Source organism: Lysobacter sp. ISL-50 (genome assembly GCF_018612875.1).
Taxonomy (GTDB): Bacteria; Pseudomonadota; Gammaproteobacteria; order Xanthomonadales; family Xanthomonadaceae; genus Lysobacter.
In genome coordinates this window covers 26,498-50,204 of sequence record NZ_JAGGRI010000029.1, presented here as the reverse complement: position 1 = coordinate 50,204, position 23,707 = coordinate 26,498, and the positions used below count along the sequence as shown (strand labels likewise).

The following is a 23,707-nucleotide window of genomic DNA, read 5'->3' as shown; positions in this document are numbered from 1 at the left end:
GCGTTTTCGTATGCGCGTGGGTTACGTCCTGCCGGCGCCAAAGCCGACGTCCATTTCGTGCCTTCAGCCACGCTTATTGCTGCGCTTGCAGCTTGTCTCGGTTTTAGACTCGTAAATATGATTGATCATACAAATGGAGATTGATCTTCGAGGCATCGCTCACGCGCCCGGCCTGCGCCTCGCACGGCGCTTGAGGCGACGGCGGGCCGCCCGATGCCGGCCACCGCCGGACCTGGCGGCGGGGTAGACGGGCCCAGCTGAATGAGGGGCTTGCGGCCGCTGTTCCGGTACTTGTGCTCGCTTGCGTTGTATAGCTCGATGGGCTCGCGCAATCGCCTCATGTCCGGGGCATCCGGTATGTGGGGCCAGGGCTGCGGGACGCTTTGTCCCAGGCTCGAATCTGTGCCGCAAGTTGGTGATTTCGAAGCTGTTTTTCAGGTTTTTGCGAGCGACCCGGCCGCCTTTGCTTGCGCTCCCGGGCCGGCACCCCCATAACGGGAGCCTGGACGCTCCAGCGTCCTCACCCCACGCTTGTCGAGACCTACGATGACTGAGTCTTCCGCCGAATCCATGACCCTGCCGGTGCTGCCGCTGCGCGATGTGGTCGTATTCCCGCACATGGTGATCCCGCTGTTCGTGGGGCGCGACAAATCCATTCGCGCGCTCGATCAGGCCATGGAATCCGATAAGCGCATCCTGTTGGTCGCGCAGAAGTCCGCCGAGACCGACGATCCGGGCGCGGAGGATCTCTACGAGATCGGCACGCTCGCCCAGGTGCTGCAATTGCTCAAGCTGCCCGACGGCACCATCAAGGTGCTGGTCGAAGGCGTCTCGCGCGTCAGCGTCAGCGACGTGCTGGAGCGCGACGGCGCGCTGTCGGGCCACGCCGTGATGGTCGAGCCGGTCGTCGATCGCGAAGAGCGCGAAGTCGAAGCGATCGCGCGCTCGCTGATGGGCCTGTTCGAGCAGTACGTCAAGACCAACCGCAAGCTGCCGCCGGAACTGATGCAGACCCTGGCCGGCATCGACGAACCCGGCCGCCTGGCCGATACCGTCGCCGCCCACCTGGGCGTGCGCATCGGCGACAAGCAGAAACTGCTCGAAACCCATGCCATCGGCACCCGCCTGGAGCAACTGGTCGGACTGGTCGATGGCGAGATCGATGTGCAGCAGTTGGAAAAGCGCATCCGCGGCCGGGTCAAGTCGCAGATGGAGAAGAGCCAGCGCGAGTACTACCTCAACGAGCAGATGAAGGCGATCCAGAAGGAGCTCGGCGAAATCGATGATGCGCCCAACGACATCGACGAACTCGCGCGCAAGATCGCCGAAGCCGGCATGCCCAAGCCGGTCGAGACCAAGGCCAAGGCCGAGCTCAACAAGCTCAAGCAGATGTCGCCGATGTCGGCCGAAGCCGCGGTCGTGCGCAACTATCTGGACTGGCTGCTGGGCGTGCCGTGGAAGAAGCGCAGCAAGATCCGCAAGGACCTCAAGGCCGCGCAGGACGTGCTCGACGCGGATCACTTCGGCCTGGAGAAGGTCAAGGAACGCATTCTCGAATATCTCGCCGTGCAGACGCGCGTGAAAAACATGAAGGGCGCGATCCTGTGCCTGGTCGGCCCGCCCGGCGTGGGCAAGACCTCGCTGGGCCAGTCCATCGCCAAGGCCACCAATCGCAAGTTCGTGCGCATGTCGCTCGGCGGCGTGCGCGACGAGGCCGAGATCCGCGGTCATCGCCGTACCTACGTCGGTTCGATGCCGGGCCGCATCGTGCAGAACCTCAACAAGATCGGCACCAAGAACCCGCTGTTCGTGCTCGACGAAATCGACAAGATGTCGATGGACTTCCGTGGCGATCCGTCCTCGGCGTTGCTGGAAGTGCTCGACCCTGAGCAGAACAACTCGTTCAACGACCACTACCTGGAAGTCGATCTCGACCTCAGCGAAGTGATGTTCGTGGCCACCTCCAACTCGCTCAACATTCCAGGTCCGCTGCTGGACCGCATGGAAGTGATCCGCATCCCGGGTTACACCGAGGAAGAGAAGCTCAACATCGCCATGCGCTATCTGCTGCCCAAGCAGATCAAGAACAACGGTCTGAAGGCCGAGGAAATCAAGATCGCCGAATCGGCGGTGCGCGACATCGTGCGTTACTACACGCGCGAATCGGGCGTGCGTAATCTGGAACGCGAAATCTCCAAGATCTGCCGCAAGGTGGTGAAGGAAATCGCGCTCGCCGGCCCCAAGGTCAAGAAGGGCAAGGACAGCGCGCTCAGCATCAGCTCGAAGAATCTCGAGAAGTACCTGGGCGTGCGTCGCTTCGATTTCGGCCGCGCGGAAGAGCAGAACGAGATCGGTCTGGTCACCGGCCTGGCATGGACCGAAGTCGGCGGCGACTTGCTGCAGGTCGAAGCCACGCTGGTGCCGGGCAAGGGCCAGCTGATCCTCACCGGCCAGCTCGGCGACGTGATGAAGGAGTCGGCGTCGGCGGCGTTGTCGGTGGTGCGCGCGCGCGCGCAGACGCTGGGCATCGATGTCGAGTTCCTGCAGAAGCACGACGTGCACGTGCACGTGCCCGAAGGCGCGACGCCGAAGGACGGCCCGAGCGCCGGCATCGGCATGGCGACCGCGCTGGTGTCGATGCTGACCAAGAATCCGGTCAAGGCCGATGTGGCGATGACCGGCGAGATCACCTTGCGCGGCCGCGTGTTGCCGATCGGCGGCTTGAAAGAGAAATTGCTCGCCGCGCTGCGCGGCGGCATCCGCACCGTGATCATCCCCGAAGAGAACCGCAAGGATCTGGCCGATCTGCCCAAGAGCGTGACCCAGGGCTTGAAGATCGTGCCGGCGCGCTGGATCGACGAAGTGCTCGATCTCGCGCTTGAACGTCCTATCGCGCCGCCTCCGGCCTCCGGCGAAGGCGAACTTCCGGTTCGAGAAAGCGGCAAGACCAATCCGCAGCCCGACGTCAAGCACTGACTCGGGCCGCTGGTCGGGCAGATCGAATGGGGACGCAAAAAACCTCTGAAAGCCGCGCCACAGCTAGCTTTCAAGCTTGCGCCCCCAAAATGCCGCTGGTATAACGAGCGCAACCGCGCTGCATCAATGCACAACAAAACTGTTGCGCGGCACACTTGATCGAAACGTTCGCCTCCTGCGGCGACCGTTTCGATTCTCAGAACACGCGGTCACACCGCACAGGGAGTCAAAAAAATAATGAACAAGGCCGAACTCGTAGGCGCCGTCGCCGAAACCGCCGAGCTGTCGAAGACCGACGCTACCGCCGCCGTCGATGCGCTGATCGACGTCGTCACCAAGGCGCTCAAGAAGGGCGACACAGTCACGCTCGTAGGCTTCGGCACCTTCCAGGTGCGCAAGCGCGCCGCCCGCCAGGGCCGTAACCCGAAGACCGGCGAAACGATCAAGATCGCGGCCTCGAAGAATCCCTCCTTCAAGGCTGGCAAGGCGCTGAAGGATGCTGTAAACTGAGTAACTCGACGGCGGTGCAGGGCATCGCCGAACGGAACCCAAAGCAGTAGGCCCAAATCATTCGGGTGCTTAGCTCAGCGGTAGAGCGTCTCCTTTACACGGAGAGGGTCGGGGGTTCGAAACCCTCAGCACCCACCAGGCTGGCTGGTCTTTCTGCCGAAGCGTTCCCCGCAAGGCGGTACGCGGTAAGAGTCGGGTTCCCGGTTACAAGCGTTCAGCGGTAAAAGTTTCAAAGCATGCGGAGTGGTAGTTCAGTCGGTTAGAATGCTGGCCTGTCACGCCCGTCCACTCCGCCAGTTTTGCCAAGGGCGCCGTTTATACGGCGCCTTTGTTTTTATATAAGTGAGGGGCTTCGATTTTGTCGCGATGCGGCAATAACCGGTCGGAGGCCTTGAAAGTTTCAAAGCGCGGAGTGGTAGTTCAGTTGGTTAGAATGCTGGCCTGTCACGCCGGAGGTCGCGGGTTCGAGTCCCGTCCACTCCGCCAGTTTTACCGAAGGCATCGGCAACGGTGCCTTCGTTTTGTTCGGGGCGTCCCAGATGGGGCGCCCTTTTTCTTTGGGTCCGCCGGTGTCCCGTCCAGGGCGGGACTGGCGAGGGGCTGAGGCCTTGGACCCGGGGGCGGGGCGCCGTCGCCCAGATTCGGCCGGTGCCGCGTGCGGTGTGTGGGAACCGCGCTAAACTGTCCGGCTTACGACTTAACGCGACCCGGACATGCTGCAGACCCTACGCGACAAGACCTCGGGCTGGATCGCCACCGTGATCCTCGGCCTGCTGATCATTCCCTTCGCCTTCGTCGGCATCGAGCAGTACCTTGTGCAGCGCGTGGACAACGCCGTGGCGCGCATCGAGATCGCGCCGACGTGGTGGCGCACCGCGCCGACGTGGTGGCCGGCGTCGATGCTGTGGCGCAAGGAATCGATCGACGCGGGCGAATTCAGCGAGCGCTTCCAGCGCGAACGCGATCGCCGCCGCGCGCAGCAGGGCGAAGCCTTCGACGCGCGCGAGTTCGAAAAGCTCGAAAGCAAGCGCGAAGTGCTCGATCAACTGATCGACGAACGCGTGCGCAAGCTCGCGGCGGAAATCGACGGTCTTACGGTCAGCGATGCGCTGGTGGTCAAGACCATCCAGGGCGTGCCGGACTTCCAGGACAGCAACGGCAAGTTCAATCAGGAGCGTTACATCCTCGGCCTGCAGATGCGCCAGCCGCAGCAGACGCCGACGCAGTTCGAGCAGTTCGTGCGCGATCGCCTGATGGAAACCCTGCTGACCGGCGGCATCGGCGAAAGCAGCTTCCTGACCCACGGCGAGATCGACCGTCTGGTCAAGCTGATGGGCGAAAAGCGCGACGTCAGCCTGGTCATGCTGCCGGCGCCGCCCGCCGACACCAGCGAAGTCGCCGCCGCCGACATCCAGAAGTGGTACGACAGCCACGCGAAGGATTTCCGCGCGCCGGAAAGCGTCAATATCGAATACGTCGAACTCAACGGCGCGAGCCTGCCGCCGCCGGGTCCGCCGAGCGAGGAAGCATTGCGCAAGCGTTACGACGACGAAAAGAACCGTTTCCTCGCCGCCGAGCAGCGCCAGATCTCGCACATCCAGATCAACGTGCCGGCCGGCGCCGATGCGGCCGCGCAGAAGGCCGCCGAAGACAAGGCCAAGCAGATCGCCGCGCAGGCCAAGGCGCCGGGCGCCGACTTCGCCGCGCTGGCCCGGGCGAACAGCGACGACTTGGGTTCCAGGACCACCGGCGGCGACCTGGGCTGGATGGGCAAGGGCGCGATTCCCGGTCCGTTCGACGATGCCGCGTTCGCGCTGCAGTCCGGCCAGATCAGCAATCCGGTCAAGGACGACAGCGGTTGGCACGTGATCTGGGTGCGCGAAATCAAGAGCGGCCAGCAGGAGTCGTTCGAGCAGGTGCGCGAGACCCTGGTGCGGGAAGAATCCGAAACCAGCCGCGAGCGCGCGTTCAACGACTTCTCGGCCAAGCTGGTCGATCGCGTCTACAAGAATCCGACCACGTTGGCCGAGCCGGCCAAGGCGATGAACCTGCCGGTGCTCAAGCTGGACGGTCTCACCCGCAACGCCGCGGCCAACACCGGCATCGGCGCCAACGCCGCGGTGATCCGCGCCGCGTTCTCCGACGCGCGCATCCAGGACAACACGGTCAGCGATCCGATCGATATCGGCCAGGACCACAGCGTGCTGATCCGCGTGCTCGCGCACACGCCCGAGCGCGCGCAGCCGCTGGCCCAGGTGCGCGACAAGGTGATCGCCGCGGTGCGTGCCGATCGCGGCGCCAAGGCCGCCGAGAAGGAAGCCGACGCGCTGATCGCGCGCATCAACGGCGGCGAAACCATCGCCGCGGTGGCTGCGTCCAAGCAGCTGCCGGCGCCGGAAACGCTGCCGGGCGTGAGCCGCGGCATGCCGCTGCCGACGCCGGAAGTCAGCGAGGCGATCTTCGCCCTGAAGGCTCCGGCCGCGGGCAAGGTGGCGGCCGGCAAGGCCAAGCTCGACGACGGCCGCGTGGTGCTGTTCGCGCTCAACAAGGTGGTGCCGGGCAACAAGTCGGATATCCCCGCGGCGCAGATGGACATGCTGCGCACGCAGATCGCGCAGATGGGCGGTTTCGAGGAAAGCCGCGAGCTGACCTCGGCGCTGCGCAAGCGCGTGCAGATCAAGGTGATCGAAGAGAATCTGCGCTGAGAGCAGGCGGGCATGAAGTAACCGCGCGCCGTCGCGGATGACGGCGGCCGCGGGCATCGGGCGATCTTCCTTGGAGTTTGGGAAGATCCGCCGTGAGGTGTCGCAACGACACTTCGCGATGCCCGCCACGCGTTCAAGGAGACAGGCGTGGTCGGCGACAATAGCTTGGGTTACGTCTTTTTATCGGTGCAGGGCCTGTGCGTGCTGGGGGCCTTGCTGCTGGTCTGGCACCGGTTTCGTCCCTTGCCCCGATGGGCCGCCGCGTTGGGTATCGCGCGCTGGCTGATCGTCGCGGTCGGCGGATTGGAGGCCGCTTGGGTGGTGCATCTGGCGATTTCGGCCGCGGACTCATGGGCGCGCTTGATGGCCTACGCCGCGGCGCTGGCTTTTTCACCGGCGATCGTTTCGGCGCTGGTCGCGCTGATCTTCAGGCCGCGGCGCTGAGGACGGCGTAGCCGGCCGGCTCGTTCCGGCGCGGATTCGCGAAGCAAAGGGCCCGGCATTCGTCGGGCCTTTTTCTTGCGCGGCCGGATGCCGGTCCATCGCGGTCGGCGGCGCGATCCCGACGGCTTGGCTACCATGGGCGCATGAAAAGCAAACTCATCGCCGTCGGCGAACGCGCGCCGCGCTGGGTCGCGGAGGGCTTCGGCGAATACCAGAAGCGGCTGTCGCATTGGCTGCCGCTGGAGTTGGTAGAAATCGAGCCGGGGCTGCGCGGCAAAGGCCGCGACGCGGTGCGCGCGACTCAGGACGAAGGCGCGCGCGTGCTTGCGGCCTTGCCGAAGACGGCCTGCGTGGTCGCGCTGGAAGGACGCGGGCGTTTGTGGACGTCGGAGCAATTGGCGCAGCGCCTGGAGCATTGGCGCGGTCAGGGACGCGATCTGGCGTTCCTGATCGGCGGCCCGGAAGGCCACGCGCCCGAAGTGCTGGCGCGCGCGGACGAACAATGGTCGCTGGGGCCGCTGACCTTGCCGCACATGCTGGTGCGATTGGTCGCGGCCGAGCAGTTGTATCGGGCCGCGGCGCTGTTGGCCAATCATCCGTATCACCGGGCCTGATCGGCCGCTTGCGCGTTTTCGCGCGGCGATGAAAAAGCCCGGGCCTGAGCCCGAGCTTTTCGGTTCTGCGCGATGTCGAAGCGACTACTGGTCGAGCTTGAACTCGATCGGCACGCGGCCGCGTGCCTGCACGGGCTGGCCGTTGCTCATCGCCGGCTGGAAGGTCCAGCGCGACTTGACCACCCGGACCGCGGCCTGATCGAGGATGCGATGGCCGCTGCTGCGCACGATGCTGACGTCGATCGGCTTGCCGTCGATGCCGACCAGGATTTCCAGTTCGACCACACCGGTGAGGTTGCCGCGCACGGCGTCGGGCGGGTAGGACGGAGGCGGATTTTTGAGGCTTTGCAGGGTGGCGCCGGTCAAGACTTCGTTGCCGACGTTGGATGGCGGCGTTTCAATCGTCGGAGTGGCCACTGCCACACGTGTGTCGATATCGCTCGGCGTGGTGTTCTCGACGATCATCTCCGGCTGCGGTTGCACCGTCTGGGTGCGTGGAGTCGGGGCGTGGGTGATCTTCACCGGCTCGTCTTTCGGCGGCGGATCATGGGTGATGATCACCGGGGGGGCTGTCCTCGGAATGGGGATGAATTCCGTCGGATCGTCGGTCTTCGGCATGATCAGACTGGGGGCGCTCAGCGGTGCCAGCATCAGCAGAAGCATCGCGCCGTTGAACAAGATCGCGCCGGCATTGGCCGCGATACGGGTTCCGTCCAGCGGCTGACGGGCGTGGTGAGAAGGGATCGCGCGAACCATGTGCTGCCTCCTTGGATTGTCTACACAACTCAGACAACGGCCGGGTTCCGCCAACGGGGTTGAAACTGAAGACGGAGCCGCGTCACAAAAATGCGCTGGCGCGGGCGGGTAATGCAAGCGGTTCTCGTTTACGACTTTGGTGGGTGGGCGCGCGGGGCGAAGCGCTATCGCGATGAGCGCTTCGAAGGCGGCGTCGCGGTTTTTCGCCGGGGTTTTCCCGGGATCGCCGATCGCAGGCGCGGCGGCGAGGCGCCATCGGCAAGTGTCGAATCGCTGAACGAATAACAACGGACGCCAGGCGGTCATGCGCTTGGCCACTTGCGTATTGGCGCAAAGCATCGCGGTTTCTTCGGAAACTTTGCCGATTCTGTCCGATAGGCGATGGCGGCGACGCTGAGCCCCAGCGCGCGCGGACCAAACGAAACGAGGCCCGCTTGCGCGGGCCTCGTGTGCCTACAGGTGCCGCCGCCGACTCAATCCCCGGCCGGGTCCTGATCCGCCCCGGGCTTGCGCTCCAGGCCGCCGTCGTCCGGATTGGGCGGCTTGCGCGGATGCGGCTGACGCGCGTCGTCCGGGTCGCGCGGCTGCGGCTCGGGGTAGCCGGGATTGCGTCGCGGCCGCGGATCGGGCGCCGGCGGCGCGGTCTTGTCGGGGCCGGCCATGCTCACTTACCCAGTTCGAAGACCACGTCCAGGCTCATCGACAGCGAGTTTTCGCCCGGCGAGACCGAGGTGTCGGACGCCGCGCCGGCCTTCTCCATGCGCATGGCCATCATCGGCATCGGCATCGGCGGCGCGAAGCGGCCGCCTTCGCTGACGCTGACGATGCGGCGCACCTTCATGCCGAGGGTCTTGGCGTACAACTCGGCGCGGGCCTGGGCTTTTTCGATCGCGCCGCGGCGGGCTTCGTCGAACGCGGCGTCCTTGTCCTTGTCGTCGAGGTCGAAGGTCGGGCCGTTGATCTGGTTGGCGCCGGTGGCGACCAGCGAGTCGAGGATCTTGCCGACCTTGGAAATGTCGCGCACCACGATGTTGACGTTGTTGCTGGCCTGATAGCCGGTGATCACCGGCGGCTGGTTCTCGGCGTAGCGGTACTGCGGGTTGAGGCTGATGCCGCTGGTCTGGATGTCGCGCTCGGCGATGCCGGCGGCCTTGATCGCGGCCACGACCTTGGCCATCTGGTCGGCGTTGGCGCGCATGGCGGCGTTGGCGTCGGCGGCCTGGGTGACCACGCCGGTGGACACGGTGGCGATGTTCGGGATGCGCTTGGCTTCGGAGGTGGCCGAGACCGACAGCAGGGTGCCGTCGGTGGCGACGTAGGAAGCGGGCTGGGCGGAAGCGGTCATGGCGGTTGCGGCTCCGAAGGCGAGAACGGCGGCGAGCGCCAGCGGGCGCAACGAAAGACGGGCGAAGGACAGGGGCGTGGACGAGGACGACAACCGGGTCATGTGGAACTCCTTGATGGACGAGGGCTAGGGTCTTGCTGAACCGGTTAACGAACCGTGATTCGGTGCGGGGTTTGCGCCGGACGGCGTCGGCTGGCGCTCAGTCAGCGCGGGTTATGCTTTCGCGCATGCTCTATCTAGCCTCTCAGTCGCCGCGGCGACGCGAATTGCTCGGCCGTCTCGGCCTGGAATTCGGCCTCATCGATCTCGACCTGCCCGAACACCGCCAGCCCGGCGAGCCGGCGCTGGAGTACGTGCGCCGCGTCGCCCGCGAGAAGGCCGGCGCCGGCCTGCTCAAGGTGGTCGCCAATCCCTCGGCGCTGGTGCTGGGTTCGGACACCGAAGTGGTGCTGGACGACGAGGTTTTCGGCAAGCCGCGCGACGCCGCGGACGCCGCGGCCATGTTGCGCAAGCTCTCCGGCCGCACCCACCAGGTGATTTCCGCGGTGTCGCTGGTATCGCCTTCGCGCGAGGCGCAGGCGGTGTCGATCTCGCAGGTCGGTTTCGCCGAGCTCGACGACGCCGCCATCGAGCGCTACGTCGCCACCGGCGAGCCGATGGGCAAGGCCGGCGCCTACGCCATCCAGGGCTATGCGCAGGTGTTCGTCAGCCGCCTGGACGGCAGTTACTCCGGGGTCATGGGCTTGCCGCTGCACGAGACCGCGCGCCTGCTGCGCGAATTCGGCCTGGACGTGTGAATCGCGCGCCGGGGAGCGCGCATGCATCATTCCGACAGCGTTGAACTTAAGCTGCCGCGCCGCTTTCCATTACCGCAGCACTTGCGCTTCACCCGAGCGGGCGTTTACTGCTCGCTATCGTCGTCCCGTATCACCGCCCCGTATCACCGCATTGGGATCCGCGCCGCCTCATGACTGAAGAAATCCTGGTCAACGTTACTCCGCGCGAAACCCGCGTCGCCGTCGTCGAAAACGGCATGCTGCAGGAGCTGCACATCGAACGCGGCTGGCGCCGCGGCGTGGTCGGCAACATCTACAAGGGCCGGGTGCAGCGGGTCATGCCCGGCATGCAGGCGGCGTTCGTCGAGATCGGCCTGGAGCGCGCCGCGTTCCTGCACGCGGCCGATATCGTCAAGCCCAACCAGAGCAACGAAGGCGAGGGCGACGAAGCGCCGCTGCCGCCGACGCCGACCCGGCCGATCGCCGAGTTGCTGCGCGAAGGCCAGGAAATCGTGGTCCAGGTCGTCAAGGACCCGATCGGCAGCAAGGGCGCGCGCCTGACCACCCAGCTGAGCATCCCCTCGCGTTATCTGGTGCTGCTGCCGCGCACGCGCGTGGTCGGGGTGTCGGCGCGGATCGAGGACGAGGGCGAACGCGCGCGGCTCAAATCGCTGGTGACCACCCTGGCGCCGGCCGGCGACAACCACGGCTACATCGTGCGCACCAACGCCGAGGGCCAGCCGGAGGAAGCGCTGGCGGAAGACATCGGTTATCTGAGCCGGGCCTGGGCGCTGATCGCGGAAAAATCCGGCAGTTCGAAGATCGGCGAGCGGGTCTACGAAGACCTGAGCCTGCCGCTGCGCGCGGTGCGCGACCTGATCCGCCGCGACGTGGAGAAGGTCAAGGTCGATTCGCGCGAAACCTGCGAGCGCCTGCGCAGCTTCGCCGCGCAGTACATGCCCGGCCTCGCGGAGAAGATCGAGCACTACACCGGCGCGCGGCCGATCTTCGATCTGTACGGGGTCGAGGACGAGATACAGCGCGCGCTGGAGAAGGAAGTCCCGCTCAAGTCTGGCGGCTATCTGGTCATCGACCAGACCGAAGCGATGACCACCATCGACGTCAACACCGGTTCTTTCCTGGGTCAACGCAATCTGGAGGAAACCGTTTACCGCACCAATCTGGAGGCGGCGCAATCGGTCGCCCGGCAGCTGCGGCTGCGCAACCTGGGCGGGATCATCATCATCGACTTCATCGACATGACCGATGTGGAGCACCGCCGTCAGGTGCTGCGGCAGTTGGAGAAGGCGCTCACGCGCGACCACGCCAAGACCACGGTCTACGAATTCTCGCCGCTGGGCCTGGTCGAGATGACCCGCAAGCGCACCACCGAGAGCCTGGAGCGCCAGCTCAGCGAGGCCTGCCACGAATGCGGCGGGCGCGGCACCTTGAAGACGCCGGAGACGGTGACGTACGAAATCTTCCGCGACATCGTGCGGCAGGTGCGCCAGTTCGACGCGGCGCGGCTGTTGGTGATCGCCTCGCCGAAAGTGGTCGCGCGCATCACCGACGAGGAGTCGGCGGCGGTGGCCGAGCTGGAGGAATTCCTCGGCAAGTCGATCCGTTTCCAGGCTGACGATCAGTATGCGCAGGAGCAGTTCGATGTTGTGTTGCTCTGACGCCGGGAATCGGGAATGGGGAATCGGGAATCGTAAAAGCGAAGCCCGGCCCTTGATTTGCCGATTCCCGATTCCCCATTCCCGATTCCCGGCAAAAAGCGGAGCGCAGCGCTGATGCCCACCCCGCTGCGCCGCCGCCTGCGCATGGCCCGTCGTGGCGCCTTCTATGGCGCCGCGGTCGTGCTCGTGCTGGTGGCGTTGCTGTTGGCCGCGGCCAGCCAGGTGCTGCCGTTGGCCGAAAGCCATCCCGAGCAAGTCGCGGCCTGGCTCAGCCAGCGCGCCGGGCGGCCGGTCGCGTTCGACAAGGTCGAAACCCAGTGGACCCGACGCGGCCCGCTGCTGCGTCTGGACGGATTGCGAATCGGCGAGGGCGCGCAGGCGTTCACCATCGGCGATGCGGAAATGCTGGTGTCGGTGTATGCCGGCCTGCTGCCGGGGCAGTCGTTCTCCGAGTTGCGGCTCAAGGGCCTGGACCTGACCTTGGAACGCGCCGACGACGGCCGCTGGAAAGTGCGCGGCCTGCCCGGACAGGAGCAGCCCGCGCAACGCGATCCGCTGTCGGCGCTGGAAGGGCTGGGCGAACTGCAGGTGATCGACGGCAAGCTCGCGGTGATCGCGCCGACCCTGGGCATCGACGCGCGCGTTCCCAAGATCGATCTGCGCCTGCGCGTGGACGGCGACCGCGTGCGCGCGGGCATGCGCGCATGGCCGAGCGTCGGCGTCGCCGGCGCGCCGTCCACGCCGCTCGACGCGGTCCTGGATTTCGATCGCAAGCGCGGCGACGGCCGCGTCTACGCCGGCGCCACCCGCGCCGATCTGTCCGGCTGGTCGCCGCTGCTGAAAGTGGCCGGCATCCGCATCGAATCCGGACAAGGCCGCGCCCAGGCCTGGGCCGATCTGCGCGGGCATCGCGTCGCCGGCGTGACGGTGTCCGCCGCGCTCGACCGCGTAGGACTGCGCGCCGAGCGCATGGTGCCGTCTCTCGCCACCACTGTTGCCGGAAGCCCCGCCGCTGTAGGAGGCCCCGCTGTTGTGGGAGGCCCCGCAACTGTGGGAGGGCCTGCTCTTGTGGGAGGGCCTGCTCTTGTGGGAGGGCCTTCAGGCCCGATGCCTTCCGCTCCGATAGCCGCGTCCCCAACACCCGAAACGCTCACCCCAACTCCCCCCGCGCGAATCGAATTCGAACACGTCGAAACCCTGTCGCACTGGCGCCTGACCAACACCGGCTGGCGCCTGGACGCACCCACCCTGCGCATCGGCAGCGGCCAGAACGTGCAGACGCTCGATGGCCTGGCCGTAGCCGGCGGCGAGCACTACGCGCTGCGCGCCGACCGCATCGACGCCGGCCCGCTGATCGCGGTCGCCGCGCTCAGCGACGCCTTGCCCGAACGCCTGCGCCATTGGTTCGAAACCGCCAAGCCGCGCGTGTCGCTCAGTTCGATCGCGGTCAACGGCCGCCGCAACGGGCCGATGTTCGCCAGCGCGCGGATCGACGCGCTCGGCTTCGACGCGGTCGGCCGTTCGCCGGGACTGAGCGGCCTGGCCGGAACCCTGCAGGCCGACCTCGACGGTTTCACCGTCGATCTCGACGAAAACGCGCCGATGCGCTTCGACTGGCCGAGCGGTTTCGGCGTGGTCCACACGGTTGCGCTCAAGGGCCGGGTCGGCGGCTGGCGCGAAGGCGCGGGCTTGCGCATGGGCACCACGGCGCTGCGCATCAAGGGCCAGGATTTCGGCGTCAGCGCGCGCGGCGGCATGTGGTGGCAGGGCGACGGCTCGCGGCCCAGGATCGACATCGCCGCCGATCTCGACGCGACCCAGATACCGGTGGCGAAAGGCTTCTGGATTCGCAGCCAGATGTCGCCGCGATTGTTGAACTGGCTCGACACCGCCTTGGTCGCCGGCCGGCTCGACAACGCCCACGCGGTGGTCTCCGGCGATCTCGACGAGTGGCCATTCAACCGCAACAACGGCCTGTTCCAGGCCAGCGCGCACCTGAGCGGGGCGGTGGTGAAGTTCCAGCCCGAATGGCCGGCGGTGGAAGCGCTGGACGCGGACGTGAGCTTCGTCGCCGACGGTTTCAACGTGGAAGGCACCGGCAAGATCGCCGGCGTCGGCATCCGCAAGATCCAGGCCGGCATCGATCACTACAAGGACGGCTCGCTCAGCGTCAAGGCCGATGCGACCTCCGATGCCAACCAACTGCTGAGCTTGCTCAAGCAAAGCCCGCTGCACAAGGATCAGGCCGACACGCTCGACAATCTGCGCGTCAGCGGCGCGGCGACGGTCGGCTTCGACATGCGCCTGCCGCTGCATCCGAATGCGCAGACCGAGGTCACCGGTACGGTCGATCTGAACAACGCGAAACTCGCCGACCCGCGCTGGAAGCTCGCCTTCGAACAAGTGCGCGGCCGCGCCGAATACGGCCGCGGCGGTTTCCGCGCGGAGGATCTGGCGGTGCTGCACGAAGGCGCGCCGGGCAAGTTGTCGCTGCGCGCCGGCGAGAACTTCGTGCGCGATCGCGGCAACGTGTTCGAAGCCGGGCTCGACGTGATTTCCGGCGCCGACGAATTGATCGCGCGCGGCCCGGACGAATTGGCCTGGCTGAAGTCGTATCTGGACGGACGCTCGCTGTGGACGGTGGGCATTTCGATTCCCAAGTCCGCGCACGTCAGTACGGTCGGCGCGCCAGGTGCGCCGCCGAAACCGGTCGCGTCCAATTCGACCCCGACCGTCCTGCATCTGCAATCCAATCTGATCGGCACCGCGATGACGTTGCCGCCGCCGCTGGACAAGGCCGCCGGCGTGCCGCTGGCGACCACGATCGATACGCCCTTGCCGTTGGGCAGCGGCGATGTGCGGGTCGCGCTCGGCAACACGCTCGCGCTGCGCGCGCGCACCACCAACGGCAAGACCGGCGTGCGCGTGGTGCTGGGCAGCAACCGGGTCGATGAAGTGCCGCCGGCCAGCGGACTGATCGCCACCGGCCGCGCCAATGCGCTGGAGGCGATCGACTGGATCGCGATCGCGCACGGCGACGGTTCCGGCGAAGGCGTGGCCTTGCAACGCATCGATGTCACCGCGCAGCGCCTGCAATTGCTCGGCGCGGTATTTCCGAACACGCGCGTGATCGTCGCCCCGGCCGCGCGCGGCGCCACCGCGGTGCGCGCCGAGGGCGCGGCGCTGGAAGGCGCGCTGATGGTCCCGGGCAGCGACGGCGGCGCCATCGCCGGCAAGTTCGCGCGCCTGCATTGGCGCTCCGACAGCAACGCCGCGGCGACCAACGCCCCGGTCAATCCCGGCGCCAACGGCGTCAACGCGAGCACCGCGGTCGCCGCCAACACCGCGCAGGCCGCGGCCAAGCCGGTGCCCGACGCGGGCATGGACCCGGCGAAGATTCCCGGCCTGACCCTGGACATCGCCGATCTGCGCATCGGCGACGCCGTCCTCGGCAGCGCCAGCCTGCGCACCCGGCCGACCCCGGCGGGCATGCGCATCGATCAATTCAATACCCGCGGCAACAAGCAGTCGATCGACATCAGCGGCGACTGGACCGGACGCGGCGCGGCGGCGCGCACGCATCTGAGCGTCGCCCTCGACAGCGCCGATGTCGGCGGCCTGATCGGCGCTTTCGGTTTCGGCGGGCAGATCGGCGGCGGCAAGGCCAAGGCCAAGCTCGACGCCGGCTGGCCCGGCAGTCCGGCCGGGTTCGCGCTCGGATCGCTGGAAGGCAATTTGAACCTGGACGTGCGCGACGGCCGCCTGATCGAAATCGATCCCGGCGCCGGTCGCGTGCTGGGCCTGCTCAGCGTGGCCCAGTTGCCGCGGCGCCTGACTCTGGATTTCCGCGACCTGTTCTCGAAGGGCTTCGCCTTCGACCGCATCGGCGGCAACGTGCGCTTCGGCAACGGCAGCGCGCGCAGCGACGATCTGGTGATCGACGGCCCGGCCGCCAACATCGCCATCCGCGGCGCCACCGACCTTCGCGCGCAGAGCTACGACCAGACCATCGAAGTGCGGCCCAAGGCCGCCAACGTGCTGACCGCGGTCGGCGCGCTGGCCGCCGGCCCGATCGGCGCGGCGATCGGCGCGGCGGCGAACGCGGTGCTGCAAAAGCCGCTGGGCAGTCTGGCGTCCAAGACCTACCGGGTCACCGGGCCGTGGAAGGAACCCAAGGTCGAAGTGGTCACGCGCGAGCAGACGCGGCTGACGCAGAAGGCGTCGCCGCCGGAGGGCTGAGCCGTCGTTCGGCGTCGGTTCTTTCGCCGATTGGCGGTGGCGGCGCTTCGCCGGTCGGGGTTGAAAGCCCGTCGCGCAAACGTTGCCGGTGCCGCGATGTTCTTCGTGGGAGGGGCTTTCAGCCCCGACCGGGTGCGCAGGAAACCGCATCGAACCCGCGCCGCGCGCGAAACTTCGCCGAACCCGCGCTCGGATCGCGACCATCCGCCGCGCCCGGGGCTGGATTGCGCTAGCCCGGCCCCATTGATCGGCCGCCGCGGCGCCACCATCTTGGGTGCATGCCGGTGCCGCGCCGCCCGGGCTGCGTCCGCGGTCCGATACAGCGGCGGCCCGGCCGCCTAAGATGCCCATTCCACGCCACCACGGTTCCGTCATGACCCTACCGATCCAGATCGCCGAATCCCGCCTCCTCCTGCCCGCCGGGCTCGACGCCAGCGGCCTGGAGCGCAGCTTCGGCACCCTGCTCGGGCCGGGCATCGATTTCGGCGATCTGTATTTCCAGCATTCGCGCCGCGAGAGCTGGAGCGTGGAAGACGGCATCGTCAAGGACGGTTCGCATTCGATCGAGCAGGGCGTCGGCGTGCGCGCGATCAGCGGCGAGAAAACCGGCTTCGCCTATTCCGACGAAATCAACAGCGAGGCCTTGCTCGGCGCGGCCAAGTCGGCGCGCGCCATCGCCCGCGACGGCAACGCGCAACAGGCGCGTTCGCTGGTGCGCGGCGGCGGCCGTTCGCTGTATCCCAGCGACGATCCGATCGATTCGCTGGCGAACGAAACCAAGGTCGAGGCGCTGCGCAAGATCGACAAGCTGCTGCGCGCGGCCGATCCGCGGGTCAAGCAGGTCATGGTCAGCCTCAGCGGCGGCATCGACACCGTGCTGGTCGCGCGCAGCGACGGCGTGCTCGCCGCCGACGTGCGCCCGCTGGTGCGCTTGAACGTGCAGGTGATCGTCGAGCATAACGGCCGCCGCGAAAGCGGTTATTCCGGCGGCGGCGGACGCTACAGCTACGCCGAGCTGCTAGGCGGCGACAAGCCCGAGCGGCTCGCGCGCGAAGCGCTGCGCCAGGCGCTGGTGAATCTGGACGCGATCGACGCGCCGGCCGGGGTGATGCCGGTGGTGCTGGGTTCCGGCTGGCCCGGCGTGTTGTTGCACGAAGCGGTCGGGCACGGCCTGGAAGGCGATTTCAACCGTAAGAGCACCTCGGTCTACGCCGGCCGCATGGGTCAGCGCGTGGCTTCCAAGGGCGTGACCATCGTCGATGACGGCACGTTGGAAGGCCGCCGCGGCTCGCTCAACGTCGACGACGAAGGCACGCCGACGAACTGCACCACGCTGATCGAAGACGGCGTGCTGGTCGGTTACATGCAGGACACCCTCAACGCGCGTCTGATGGGCATGCAGCCGACCGGCAACGGCCGCCGCGAATCCTTTGCCCATCTGCCGATGCCGCGAATGACCAACACCTACATGCTGGCCGGCACGCATGACCCGGAAGAGATGATCCGCTCGGTGAAAAAGGGCTTGTACGCGGTCAATTTCGGCGGCGGCCAGGTCGATATCACCAGCGGCAAGTACGTGTTCTCGGCGACCGAGGCGTATCTGATCGAAGACGGCAAGATCACCGCGCCGGTGAAGGGCGCGACCTTGATCGGCAACGGCCCGGAGACCATGCAGAAGGTCAGCATGATCGGCCACGACCTGGCGTTGGACGAAGGCGTGGGCGTGTGCGGCAAGGACGGGCAGAGCGTCCCGGTCGGCGTGGGCCAGCCTTCGCTGTTGATCGACGGGTTGACGGTGGGCGGCACCAGCGCGTGATGCGTGGCCTCCGCTTTTCCCTTCTCCCGCCTGCGGGAGAAGGTGGCCCGCAGGGCCGGATGAGGGCGCGCGGAGCATCGAGCTACGGCGCGATCTTGCGCTCCCTCACCCCAACCCCGGCCCGGCCCAAACGCATGGCGTTTGGGCGTTCGCGCACACGCGAGCCAGTGGCTCGCAAGCTGCGTGCGCTCACCCCGCAAGCGGGAGAGGGGCTACACGCAGCGATCGAAGATCAATCTCGTTCGTCGCCGCTGAATTCGTCGTTGTCTTCCACGCCGTCATCCGCCTCATTAGCCCCCAACATCACCGTGCGCAACTCGCGATACAACTCGCGGAACGAATGCGGCGGCTTGTTGCGCTTGCGCTCTTCCAGCGTGTTGCGCGCCAGTTGGCGCAGGCGCTGGCGGTCGGCGCCGGGGTATTCGCTCAGCAGCTCGGCCAGCGCGCTGTCGCCGTCGATGAGCAGGCGCTCGCGCCATTGCTCGATCCGGTGCATCGCGGCGATTTCGCGCCGCGCGGCTTCGCCGTTTTCGTCGAGCGCATCGCGCAGCGCGTCCATCGCCGCATCGTCCTCGCGGCGCATCTGCTTGGCCAGGAACGCCAACTGGCGCTTGTGCGCGACGTGGGCGGTGATGCGCTTGCAATCGCGGATGTGCGGCAGCAGGGCTTCGGGCACCGGCAGCTTGGCCAGCTGGGCCTCGGTCAGCGACACCAGTTTTTCGCCCAGGGCCAGGGTTTCCAGCGCTTCGCGCCGGTTCTGGCTCCGGCTGGGGCTCAGGAATTCACCGGTTTCCTCGTCTCTGCCGCGCATCGCAAAACACCTCTATAGCCTGCAAACTGAACATTACGACGGCCGCGCCCGCAGCGCGGCCCATGACTAGGATAAGCCATTGAACGCGTCAGCCCTCAGCCAGGCCGCTCCGGCCCATATCTTCGCCGACCCCGAAGCGCGCCTGGACGCGCTGTCGGACCTGTCGCAGCGTCTGCTCGCGGCCGCGCGCGCGCGCGGCGCGACCCAGGCCGAGGTCTCGTGCTCGGAAGAGACCGGCCTCAACGTCAACGTGCGCATGGGCGAGGTCGAAACCGTCGAAGCCACCCGCGACCGCGGCATCGCCGTGACCGTGTATTTCGGCCAGCGCAAGGGCAGCGCCAGCACCGCCGACCTGCGCGACAGCAGCCTGGAAGCCACGGTCGAGCAGGCCTGCGCGATCGCCCGCTACACCGAGGACGACAGCGCCGCCGGCCTGGCCGACGCGGCGCTGATGGCGACGGATCTGCGCGAATTCGACACCTGGCACCCGTGGCATATCGACGCCGACCGCGCCATCGAGCTGGCCTTGGCCTGCGAAGCGGCCGGGCGCGAGTTCGACGCGCGCATCGAGAATTCCGACGGCGCCTCGGTCGGCACCGGCGCCAGCCTGGGCGTGTATGCCAATTCGCACGGCTTCATCGGCCGCGATCGCGGCACCCAGCACAGCCTGGGCTGCGCGCTGATCGCCGGCCGCGGCGACAGCATGCAGCGCGACGGCTGGTACACCTCGGCGCTGATCGCGGACGAACTGGAATCGGCCGCGAGCGTCGGTCGCAAATCGGCCGAACGCACGGTCGCGCGGCTGGCGCCGCGCCAGCTCAACACCGGCGAATACCCGGTGCTGTTCGCCGCCGAGAGCGCGCGTTCGCTGATCGGCCATCTGCTCGGCGCGGTCAGCGGCGGCGCGCTGTACCGGCGCGCGAGCTTCCTGGTCGATAGCGTCGGCACGCAGTTGTTCCCGTCGTGGTTCCGCATCGAGGAACAGCCGTTCCTGCATCGCGGCCTGCGTTCGACTTCCTACGACGCCGAAGGCGTGGCCACGCGCGAATCGGCGCTGATCGACGCCGGCGTGCTGCAGCGCTACGTGCTGGGCAGTTACTCGGCGCGCAAGCTCGGCCTGCAGAGCACCGCCAACGCCGGCGGCGTGCACAACCTGCAAGTCGCGGCCAATGCCGGCGATTTCGAGTCGATGCTGCGGCAGATGGGCCGCGGCCTGCTGGTCACCGAGCTGATGGGGCAGGGCGTCAACAGCGTCACCGGCGACTATTCGCGCGGCGCGGCCGGTTTCTGGGTCGATAACGGCGAAATCCAGTACCCGGTGGACGGCATCACCATCGCCGGCAACCTGCGCAAGATGTTCGAGGCGATCGAAGCGGTCGGCACCGACGTGGATTTGCGCTCGCATGTGCGCACCGGTTCGATCCTGGTCGGGCGCATGACCGTGGCCGGCGACAGCGCGGACGATTGATCGCGGCATGAACGGCCGGCGCGGTTCGATCATGAACCTGCGCCATCGAATTTCCGTTCGATTTCTCGAAACACGACATCGGCGCCTGAACGGGCGCCGTTTGTTGTCAACCCGCAAAGTGCACGTCCGTTTCCGAGGGTATCTTCCCACTGCCCCCGGAGAGCCCGATGAGCGCAAGCAAGGCCACTGCCGCCAATCGTTTCGGACTCGGCGCGCGTCCCGGCGAGATCGATCGCGGCAGCGACGGGCGCGAGGTGCTGCTCGCACAACTGCAGCAACCCGCGTCGCTGAGCGAATTCGAAGGCCTGCCCGGCAGCGCCGCGACGATGCGCAGCGAGTTCGAACAACAGCGGATCAATCGCGAGAACCGCCGCGATGCCGCGCCGGCAACGCCGCCGCCGGCATCCGCCGCGCAGGCCGCCGCCGCCGATATGGCGGCCGGCGACATGGCCGCGCCGAACCTGTCCGCCGCGCCGCCGCGCCGTCGCCGCGCCAATGCGGCCGCCGCGACGATGCCCGGCGACAATAAGCCGAACGCCGCCGCCAGCGACGCCGACAATCCCGGCCAGGCCATGCTGCGCGATCTGCGCAGGCAACAGCTCAACGAATTCGCCGCGCGCTATCGCCACGCCGCGCGCACCCAGGCGCCGTTCGTCGAGCGCCTGACCCAGTTCTGGTCGAACCATTTCGCGGTCTCCATCGACAAGTCCAATGCGCGCCTGTACGCCGCGTCGATGGAGCGCGAAGCGATCCGCCCGCACGTGACCGGGCGCTTCGAGGACATGCTGTTCGCGGTGGAAACCCATCCGGCGATGCTGCGTTACCTCGACAACGCGGTGTCCATCGGCAACGACTCGCGCGTGGCGATGAACGCCGAACGCGCCAACAAGCCCAAGCGCGGGCTCAACGAAAACCTCGCCCGAGAAATCCTGGAACTGCACACCCTGGGCGTCAACGGCGGTTACAAGCAGGCCGACGTGACCGAACTGGCGCGCGCGATCACCGGCTGGAGCACGCCGGCGCCGCGCGATACCGACATCGACAATCCGTTCGTGTTCCGCGCCAACGCGCACGAGCCCGGCGCGCGTCGCGTGCTGGGCCGCGACTACGCCGAAGGCGGGCTCGATCAGGGCCGCGCGGTATTGGCCGATCTGGCCCGGCATCCGGCCACCGCCAAGCATTTGAGCTTCAAGCTGGCGCGTCATTTCGTCGCCGACGAACCGCCGCCGGCGCTGGTCGATGCCATGGCCAAGGCCTACCTGCGCAGCGGCGGCGATTTGCGCGCGCTCTATACCGCCCTGGTCGAAAGTCAGCTGGCGTGGGCGCCGGACGCGCGCAAGTTCAAGACGCCGAACGATTTCGTGATCTCGGCGCTGCGCGCCGGCGAACTGCCGGTGGACGACGATGCGCGCGCCTTGATCGCGCTGCTCGCCAGCCTCGGCCAGCCGGTGTTCACGCCGCGCTCGCCGGCCGGTTTCCCCGACACCACCGCCGACTGGAGCAGTCCGGACGGCTTGTTCAAGCGCATCCAGGCCGCGCAGTTGTTCGCCGCGCGCGTGGATGCGACGAACGGCATCACCCCGTATCAGCGCGCGGTATCGGTGCTGGGCAGCGAGGCGGTGAGCGGCGATTTCGCCATCGGCCTGCGCCGCGCCGGCTCGGCCAGCGACGGCTATTCGCTGCTGTTCGCCAGCCCGGCGTTCCAATGGAGGGCTTGAGATGATCGACGCTCAACGACGTAGCCTGCTGGCGGCGTTCGGCGCGAGCGCGCTGCTGACCCTGTTCCCCGGCACGACCCGCGCGGTCACCGGGCACGACACGCGTTTCCTGTTGGTGCTGCTGCGCGGCGGGCTCGACGGCCTGCACATGCTGCCGGCGATCGGCGATCCAGCCTACGCCGCCTTGCGCGGCGACGGCGCCATCGCCGATCCGATCCGCATCGACAGCCAGTTCGGCCTGCATCCGGCGATGCAGCAAAGCGCGGCGATGTACCGCGAAAAACAATTGCTGCCGATCGTGGCGATCGCGCCGCCGTATCGTCAGCGCTCGCATTTCGAAGCGCAGGATTGCCTGGAGAACGGCACCGCCACGCCCAGCGGCGCGCGCGACGGCTGGCTCGGCCGCTGCGTCGGCGCGATGCCCGGCAACTCGGCCATCGCGATCGCGGCGGTGATGCCGCTGGCCCTGCGCGGCAGCGATCGCGCCAGCAACTGGTCGCCGCCGTTGTCGAAGAAAGTCGATCCGCTGTTGCTGCAGCAGTTGGGTCCGCTGTACGCCGCCGATGCGCGGCTCAGCGAAACCTTCGAGCGCTCCATCCACGGCGCGACGATGCTGCGCGACGGCAAGGGCGCGTTCGCGCTGCCCGAGGCGATGCGCGTGGCCGCGCAGCGCATGAGCGCGGCCGACGGCCCGCGCATCGGCTTCGTCGAGGACAGCGGCTGGGACACGCACCGCAATCAGGCGGCGCTGTTGCAGCGCAAGCTCGCCGAACTCGATCAAGGCCTGGCCAACGCGCGCGACGCGTTCGGCGCGGCGTGGCCGCGCACGGTGGTGGCGGTGGTGACCGAATTCGGCCGCACCGCGGCGATCAACGGCAGTGGCGGCACCGACCACGGCACCGGCGGCGTCGCCCTGCTGTGCGGCGGCGCCGTGCACGGCGGCCGCATCGGCGGCGACTGGCCGGGACTGGCGCCGGCGCAGCTCAACGAAGGCCGCGACGTGCGCGCCACCAGCGATCTGCGCGGCTTGTTCAAGCGCGTGTTGGTCGAACACGTGGGGCTGGCGGATGCGGCGATCGAATCGAAGGTGTTCCCCGGCAGCCGCGCGGTCGCGGCGATGCAGGGCGTAAGCCTGGCCTGAGCGCGGCTCTGGCCGGATCGCAGCGCTGACTGGCGCGAATGCGCGCGGTTCGGCAGCGATTCGCCGGGCCGCGGATACGCTCGGCGCGACCGGGCTCGCAAACCAGCGCTTATCCCGCGATCCATGCGGCCGCGCACGGCCGCATTTGCGCCCTTCCTACGTGGACAAAGGGCCGGAAAACTTGCGCCACTGCGTTGTTATTCTGTGATGAATAAAGGTTTATGATGCCCGCAAGGGGCGCCGGGCCGTGCGGCACGGAACCTCAACCGACACCATCCAACACGTAGGGGAAGCGTAATGAACGATATCAGTCAGGACGAAAAGACTTGGGGCATGCTGGCTCATCTGAGCACGCTGGTCGGTTTGATCATTCCCTTCGGCACCGTCCTGGGCCCGCTGGTGGTATGGCTGATCAAGAAGGACACCATGCCCTTCGTCGCCGACCAAGGCAAAGAAGCGCTGAACTTCAACATCACCGCGCTGATCGCCGGCATCGTCAGCTTCCTGCTGACCTTCGTGCTGATCGGTCTGGTGCTGTTGCCGCTGGTCGGCCTGGCATGGCTGGTGCTGACCATCATGGCCGCGCTCGCCGCCAACAAGGGCGAGGAATACCGTTATCCGTGGACGCTGCGTCTGGTCAAGTAAGACGCGCATCGCGGTAAGAAAGAAAAAAGCGGGCTTCGGCCCGCTTTTTTCATATCCGCGATTT

At 67.3% G+C, this 23,707-nt stretch carries 17 protein-coding genes and 2 tRNA genes; 15 read left to right on the top strand and 4 right to left on the bottom strand.

Going from position 1 to position 23,707, the window contains the following annotated elements:
• Positions 1–546 precede the first annotated feature (546 nt).
• The 7 genes from lon to rlmH all read left to right on the top strand — a co-directional run bounded on the left by lon (position 547) and on the right by rlmH (position 7,249).
• On the top strand, positions 547–2,976 hold the full coding sequence (gene lon, locus J7J50_RS17250; RefSeq protein WP_215056029.1) for an endopeptidase La: 2,430 nt from the start codon (positions 547–549) through the stop codon (positions 2,974–2,976).
• A gap of 237 nt (positions 2,977–3,213) precedes the next feature.
• Positions 3,214–3,486 carry an HU family DNA-binding protein gene (locus tag J7J50_RS17245; protein WP_057943583.1) on the top strand — a complete coding sequence of 91 codons (273 nt, stop codon included), beginning with the start codon at positions 3,214–3,216 and terminating at the stop codon, positions 3,484–3,486.
• Between the two features lie 63 nt (positions 3,487–3,549).
• Positions 3,550–3,624, top strand: a tRNA-Val gene (locus J7J50_RS17240).
• Positions 3,625–3,895: 271 nt separating this feature from the next.
• A tRNA-Asp gene (locus tag J7J50_RS17235) sits at positions 3,896–3,972 on the top strand.
• Between the two features lie 227 nt (positions 3,973–4,199).
• Entirely contained in the window at positions 4,200–6,191 is a 1,992-nt protein-coding gene (locus tag J7J50_RS17230) for a peptidyl-prolyl cis-trans isomerase (RefSeq protein ID WP_215056028.1), read from the top strand.
• A gap of 147 nt (positions 6,192–6,338) precedes the next feature.
• Positions 6,339–6,635, top strand: coding sequence for a hypothetical protein (locus tag J7J50_RS17225; protein WP_215056027.1), 297 nt, complete (start codon positions 6,339–6,341; stop codon positions 6,633–6,635).
• A 143-nt stretch (positions 6,636–6,778) separates the two neighbouring features.
• Positions 6,779–7,249, top strand: coding sequence for a 23S rRNA (pseudouridine(1915)-N(3))-methyltransferase RlmH (gene rlmH / locus J7J50_RS17220; protein WP_215056026.1), 471 nt, complete (start codon positions 6,779–6,781; stop codon positions 7,247–7,249).
• An 84-nt stretch (positions 7,250–7,333) separates the two neighbouring features.
• Here rlmH and J7J50_RS17215 read toward each other — a convergent pair whose 3' ends face one another.
• From J7J50_RS17215 to J7J50_RS17205, 3 genes are all read right to left on the bottom strand, one after another.
• On the bottom strand, positions 7,334–8,344 hold the full coding sequence (locus tag J7J50_RS17215; RefSeq protein ID WP_215097521.1) for an energy transducer TonB: 1,011 nt from the start codon (positions 8,342–8,344) through the stop codon (positions 7,334–7,336).
• Between the two features lie 134 nt (positions 8,345–8,478).
• Positions 8,479–8,673, bottom strand: a complete 195-nt coding sequence (locus J7J50_RS17210; protein ID WP_215056024.1) for a hypothetical protein — start codon at positions 8,671–8,673, stop codon at positions 8,479–8,481.
• On the bottom strand, positions 8,670–9,452 hold the full coding sequence (locus tag J7J50_RS17205) for an SIMPL domain-containing protein (RefSeq protein ID WP_215056023.1): 783 nt from the start codon (positions 9,450–9,452) through the stop codon (positions 8,670–8,672). Before J7J50_RS17205 ends, J7J50_RS17210 begins: the two co-directional genes overlap by 4 nt.
• A gap of 125 nt (positions 9,453–9,577) precedes the next feature.
• Here J7J50_RS17205 and J7J50_RS17200 point away from each other — a divergent pair, with 125 nt between their 5' ends.
• From J7J50_RS17200 to tldD, 4 genes are all read left to right on the top strand, one after another.
• Positions 9,578–10,147 carry a Maf family protein gene (locus J7J50_RS17200; RefSeq protein WP_215056022.1) on the top strand — a complete coding sequence of 190 codons (570 nt, stop codon included), beginning with the start codon at positions 9,578–9,580 and terminating at the stop codon, positions 10,145–10,147.
• Positions 10,148–10,317: 170 nt separating this feature from the next.
• Positions 10,318–11,805 carry a ribonuclease G gene (gene rng, locus J7J50_RS17195; protein WP_215056021.1) on the top strand — a complete coding sequence of 496 codons (1,488 nt, stop codon included), beginning with the start codon at positions 10,318–10,320 and terminating at the stop codon, positions 11,803–11,805.
• 114 nt (positions 11,806–11,919) lie between these two features.
• Positions 11,920–16,044 (top strand): YhdP family protein, encoded by a 4,125-nt coding sequence (locus J7J50_RS17190; protein ID WP_215056020.1) that lies wholly within the window; start codon positions 11,920–11,922, stop codon positions 16,042–16,044.
• Between the two features lie 373 nt (positions 16,045–16,417).
• A complete protein-coding gene (gene tldD, locus J7J50_RS17185; protein WP_215056019.1) occupies positions 16,418–17,860 on the top strand; it encodes a metalloprotease TldD in 1,443 nt (480 codons plus the stop codon).
• A gap of 232 nt (positions 17,861–18,092) precedes the next feature.
• Here tldD and yjgA read toward each other — a convergent pair whose 3' ends face one another.
• Positions 18,093–18,671, bottom strand: a complete 579-nt coding sequence (yjgA, locus tag J7J50_RS17180) for a ribosome biogenesis factor YjgA (protein WP_215056018.1) — start codon at positions 18,669–18,671, stop codon at positions 18,093–18,095.
• A 118-nt stretch (positions 18,672–18,789) separates the two neighbouring features.
• Between yjgA and pmbA the strand changes: the two genes are divergently transcribed.
• The 4 genes from pmbA to J7J50_RS17160 all read left to right on the top strand — a co-directional run bounded on the left by pmbA (position 18,790) and on the right by J7J50_RS17160 (position 23,643).
• Entirely contained in the window at positions 18,790–20,139 is a 1,350-nt protein-coding gene (gene pmbA / locus J7J50_RS17175) for a metalloprotease PmbA (protein ID WP_215056051.1), read from the top strand.
• A 167-nt stretch (positions 20,140–20,306) separates the two neighbouring features.
• Positions 20,307–21,857 carry a DUF1800 domain-containing protein gene (locus tag J7J50_RS17170; protein WP_215056017.1) on the top strand — a complete coding sequence of 517 codons (1,551 nt, stop codon included), beginning with the start codon at positions 20,307–20,309 and terminating at the stop codon, positions 21,855–21,857.
• Between the two features lies 1 nt (position 21,858).
• On the top strand, positions 21,859–22,998 hold the full coding sequence (locus J7J50_RS17165; RefSeq protein ID WP_251044586.1) for a DUF1501 domain-containing protein: 1,140 nt from the start codon (positions 21,859–21,861) through the stop codon (positions 22,996–22,998).
• A 297-nt stretch (positions 22,999–23,295) separates the two neighbouring features.
• Positions 23,296–23,643 (top strand): DUF4870 domain-containing protein, encoded by a 348-nt coding sequence (locus J7J50_RS17160; protein ID WP_251044587.1) that lies wholly within the window; start codon positions 23,296–23,298, stop codon positions 23,641–23,643.
• Positions 23,644–23,707: the final 64 nt, after the last annotated feature.

What these genes read in the sequence shown, in the direction of transcription:
- J7J50_RS17170 (WP_215056017.1), top strand. Translation starts at nt 20,307, where the DNA reads ATGAGCGCAAGCAAGGCCACTGCCGCCAATCGTTTCGGACTCGGCGCG.
- J7J50_RS17200 (WP_215056022.1), top strand. Translation starts at nt 9,578, where the DNA reads ATGCTCTATCTAGCCTCTCAGTCGCCGCGGCGACGCGAATTGCTCGGC.
- rng (WP_215056021.1), top strand. Translation starts at nt 10,318, where the DNA reads ATGACTGAAGAAATCCTGGTCAACGTTACTCCGCGCGAAACCCGCGTC.
- J7J50_RS17165 (WP_251044586.1), top strand. Translation starts at nt 21,859, where the DNA reads ATGATCGACGCTCAACGACGTAGCCTGCTGGCGGCGTTCGGCGCGAGC.
- J7J50_RS17215 (WP_215097521.1), bottom strand. Translation starts at nt 8,344, where the DNA reads ATGCTTTGCGCCAATACGCAAGTGGCCAAGCGCATGACCGCCTGGCGT.
- J7J50_RS17205 (WP_215056023.1), bottom strand. Translation starts at nt 9,452, where the DNA reads ATGACCCGGTTGTCGTCCTCGTCCACGCCCCTGTCCTTCGCCCGTCTT.
- yjgA (WP_215056018.1), bottom strand. Translation starts at nt 18,671, where the DNA reads ATGCGCGGCAGAGACGAGGAAACCGGTGAATTCCTGAGCCCCAGCCGG.
- J7J50_RS17230 (WP_215056028.1), top strand. Translation starts at nt 4,200, where the DNA reads ATGCTGCAGACCCTACGCGACAAGACCTCGGGCTGGATCGCCACCGTG.
- J7J50_RS17160 (WP_251044587.1), top strand. Translation starts at nt 23,296, where the DNA reads ATGAACGATATCAGTCAGGACGAAAAGACTTGGGGCATGCTGGCTCAT.
- tldD (WP_215056019.1), top strand. Translation starts at nt 16,418, where the DNA reads ATGACCCTACCGATCCAGATCGCCGAATCCCGCCTCCTCCTGCCCGCC.
- lon (WP_215056029.1), top strand. Translation starts at nt 547, where the DNA reads ATGACTGAGTCTTCCGCCGAATCCATGACCCTGCCGGTGCTGCCGCTG.
- J7J50_RS17190 (WP_215056020.1), top strand. Translation starts at nt 11,920, where the DNA reads ATGCCCACCCCGCTGCGCCGCCGCCTGCGCATGGCCCGTCGTGGCGCC.
- J7J50_RS17245 (WP_057943583.1), top strand. Translation starts at nt 3,214, where the DNA reads ATGAACAAGGCCGAACTCGTAGGCGCCGTCGCCGAAACCGCCGAGCTG.
- rlmH (WP_215056026.1), top strand. Translation starts at nt 6,779, where the DNA reads ATGAAAAGCAAACTCATCGCCGTCGGCGAACGCGCGCCGCGCTGGGTC.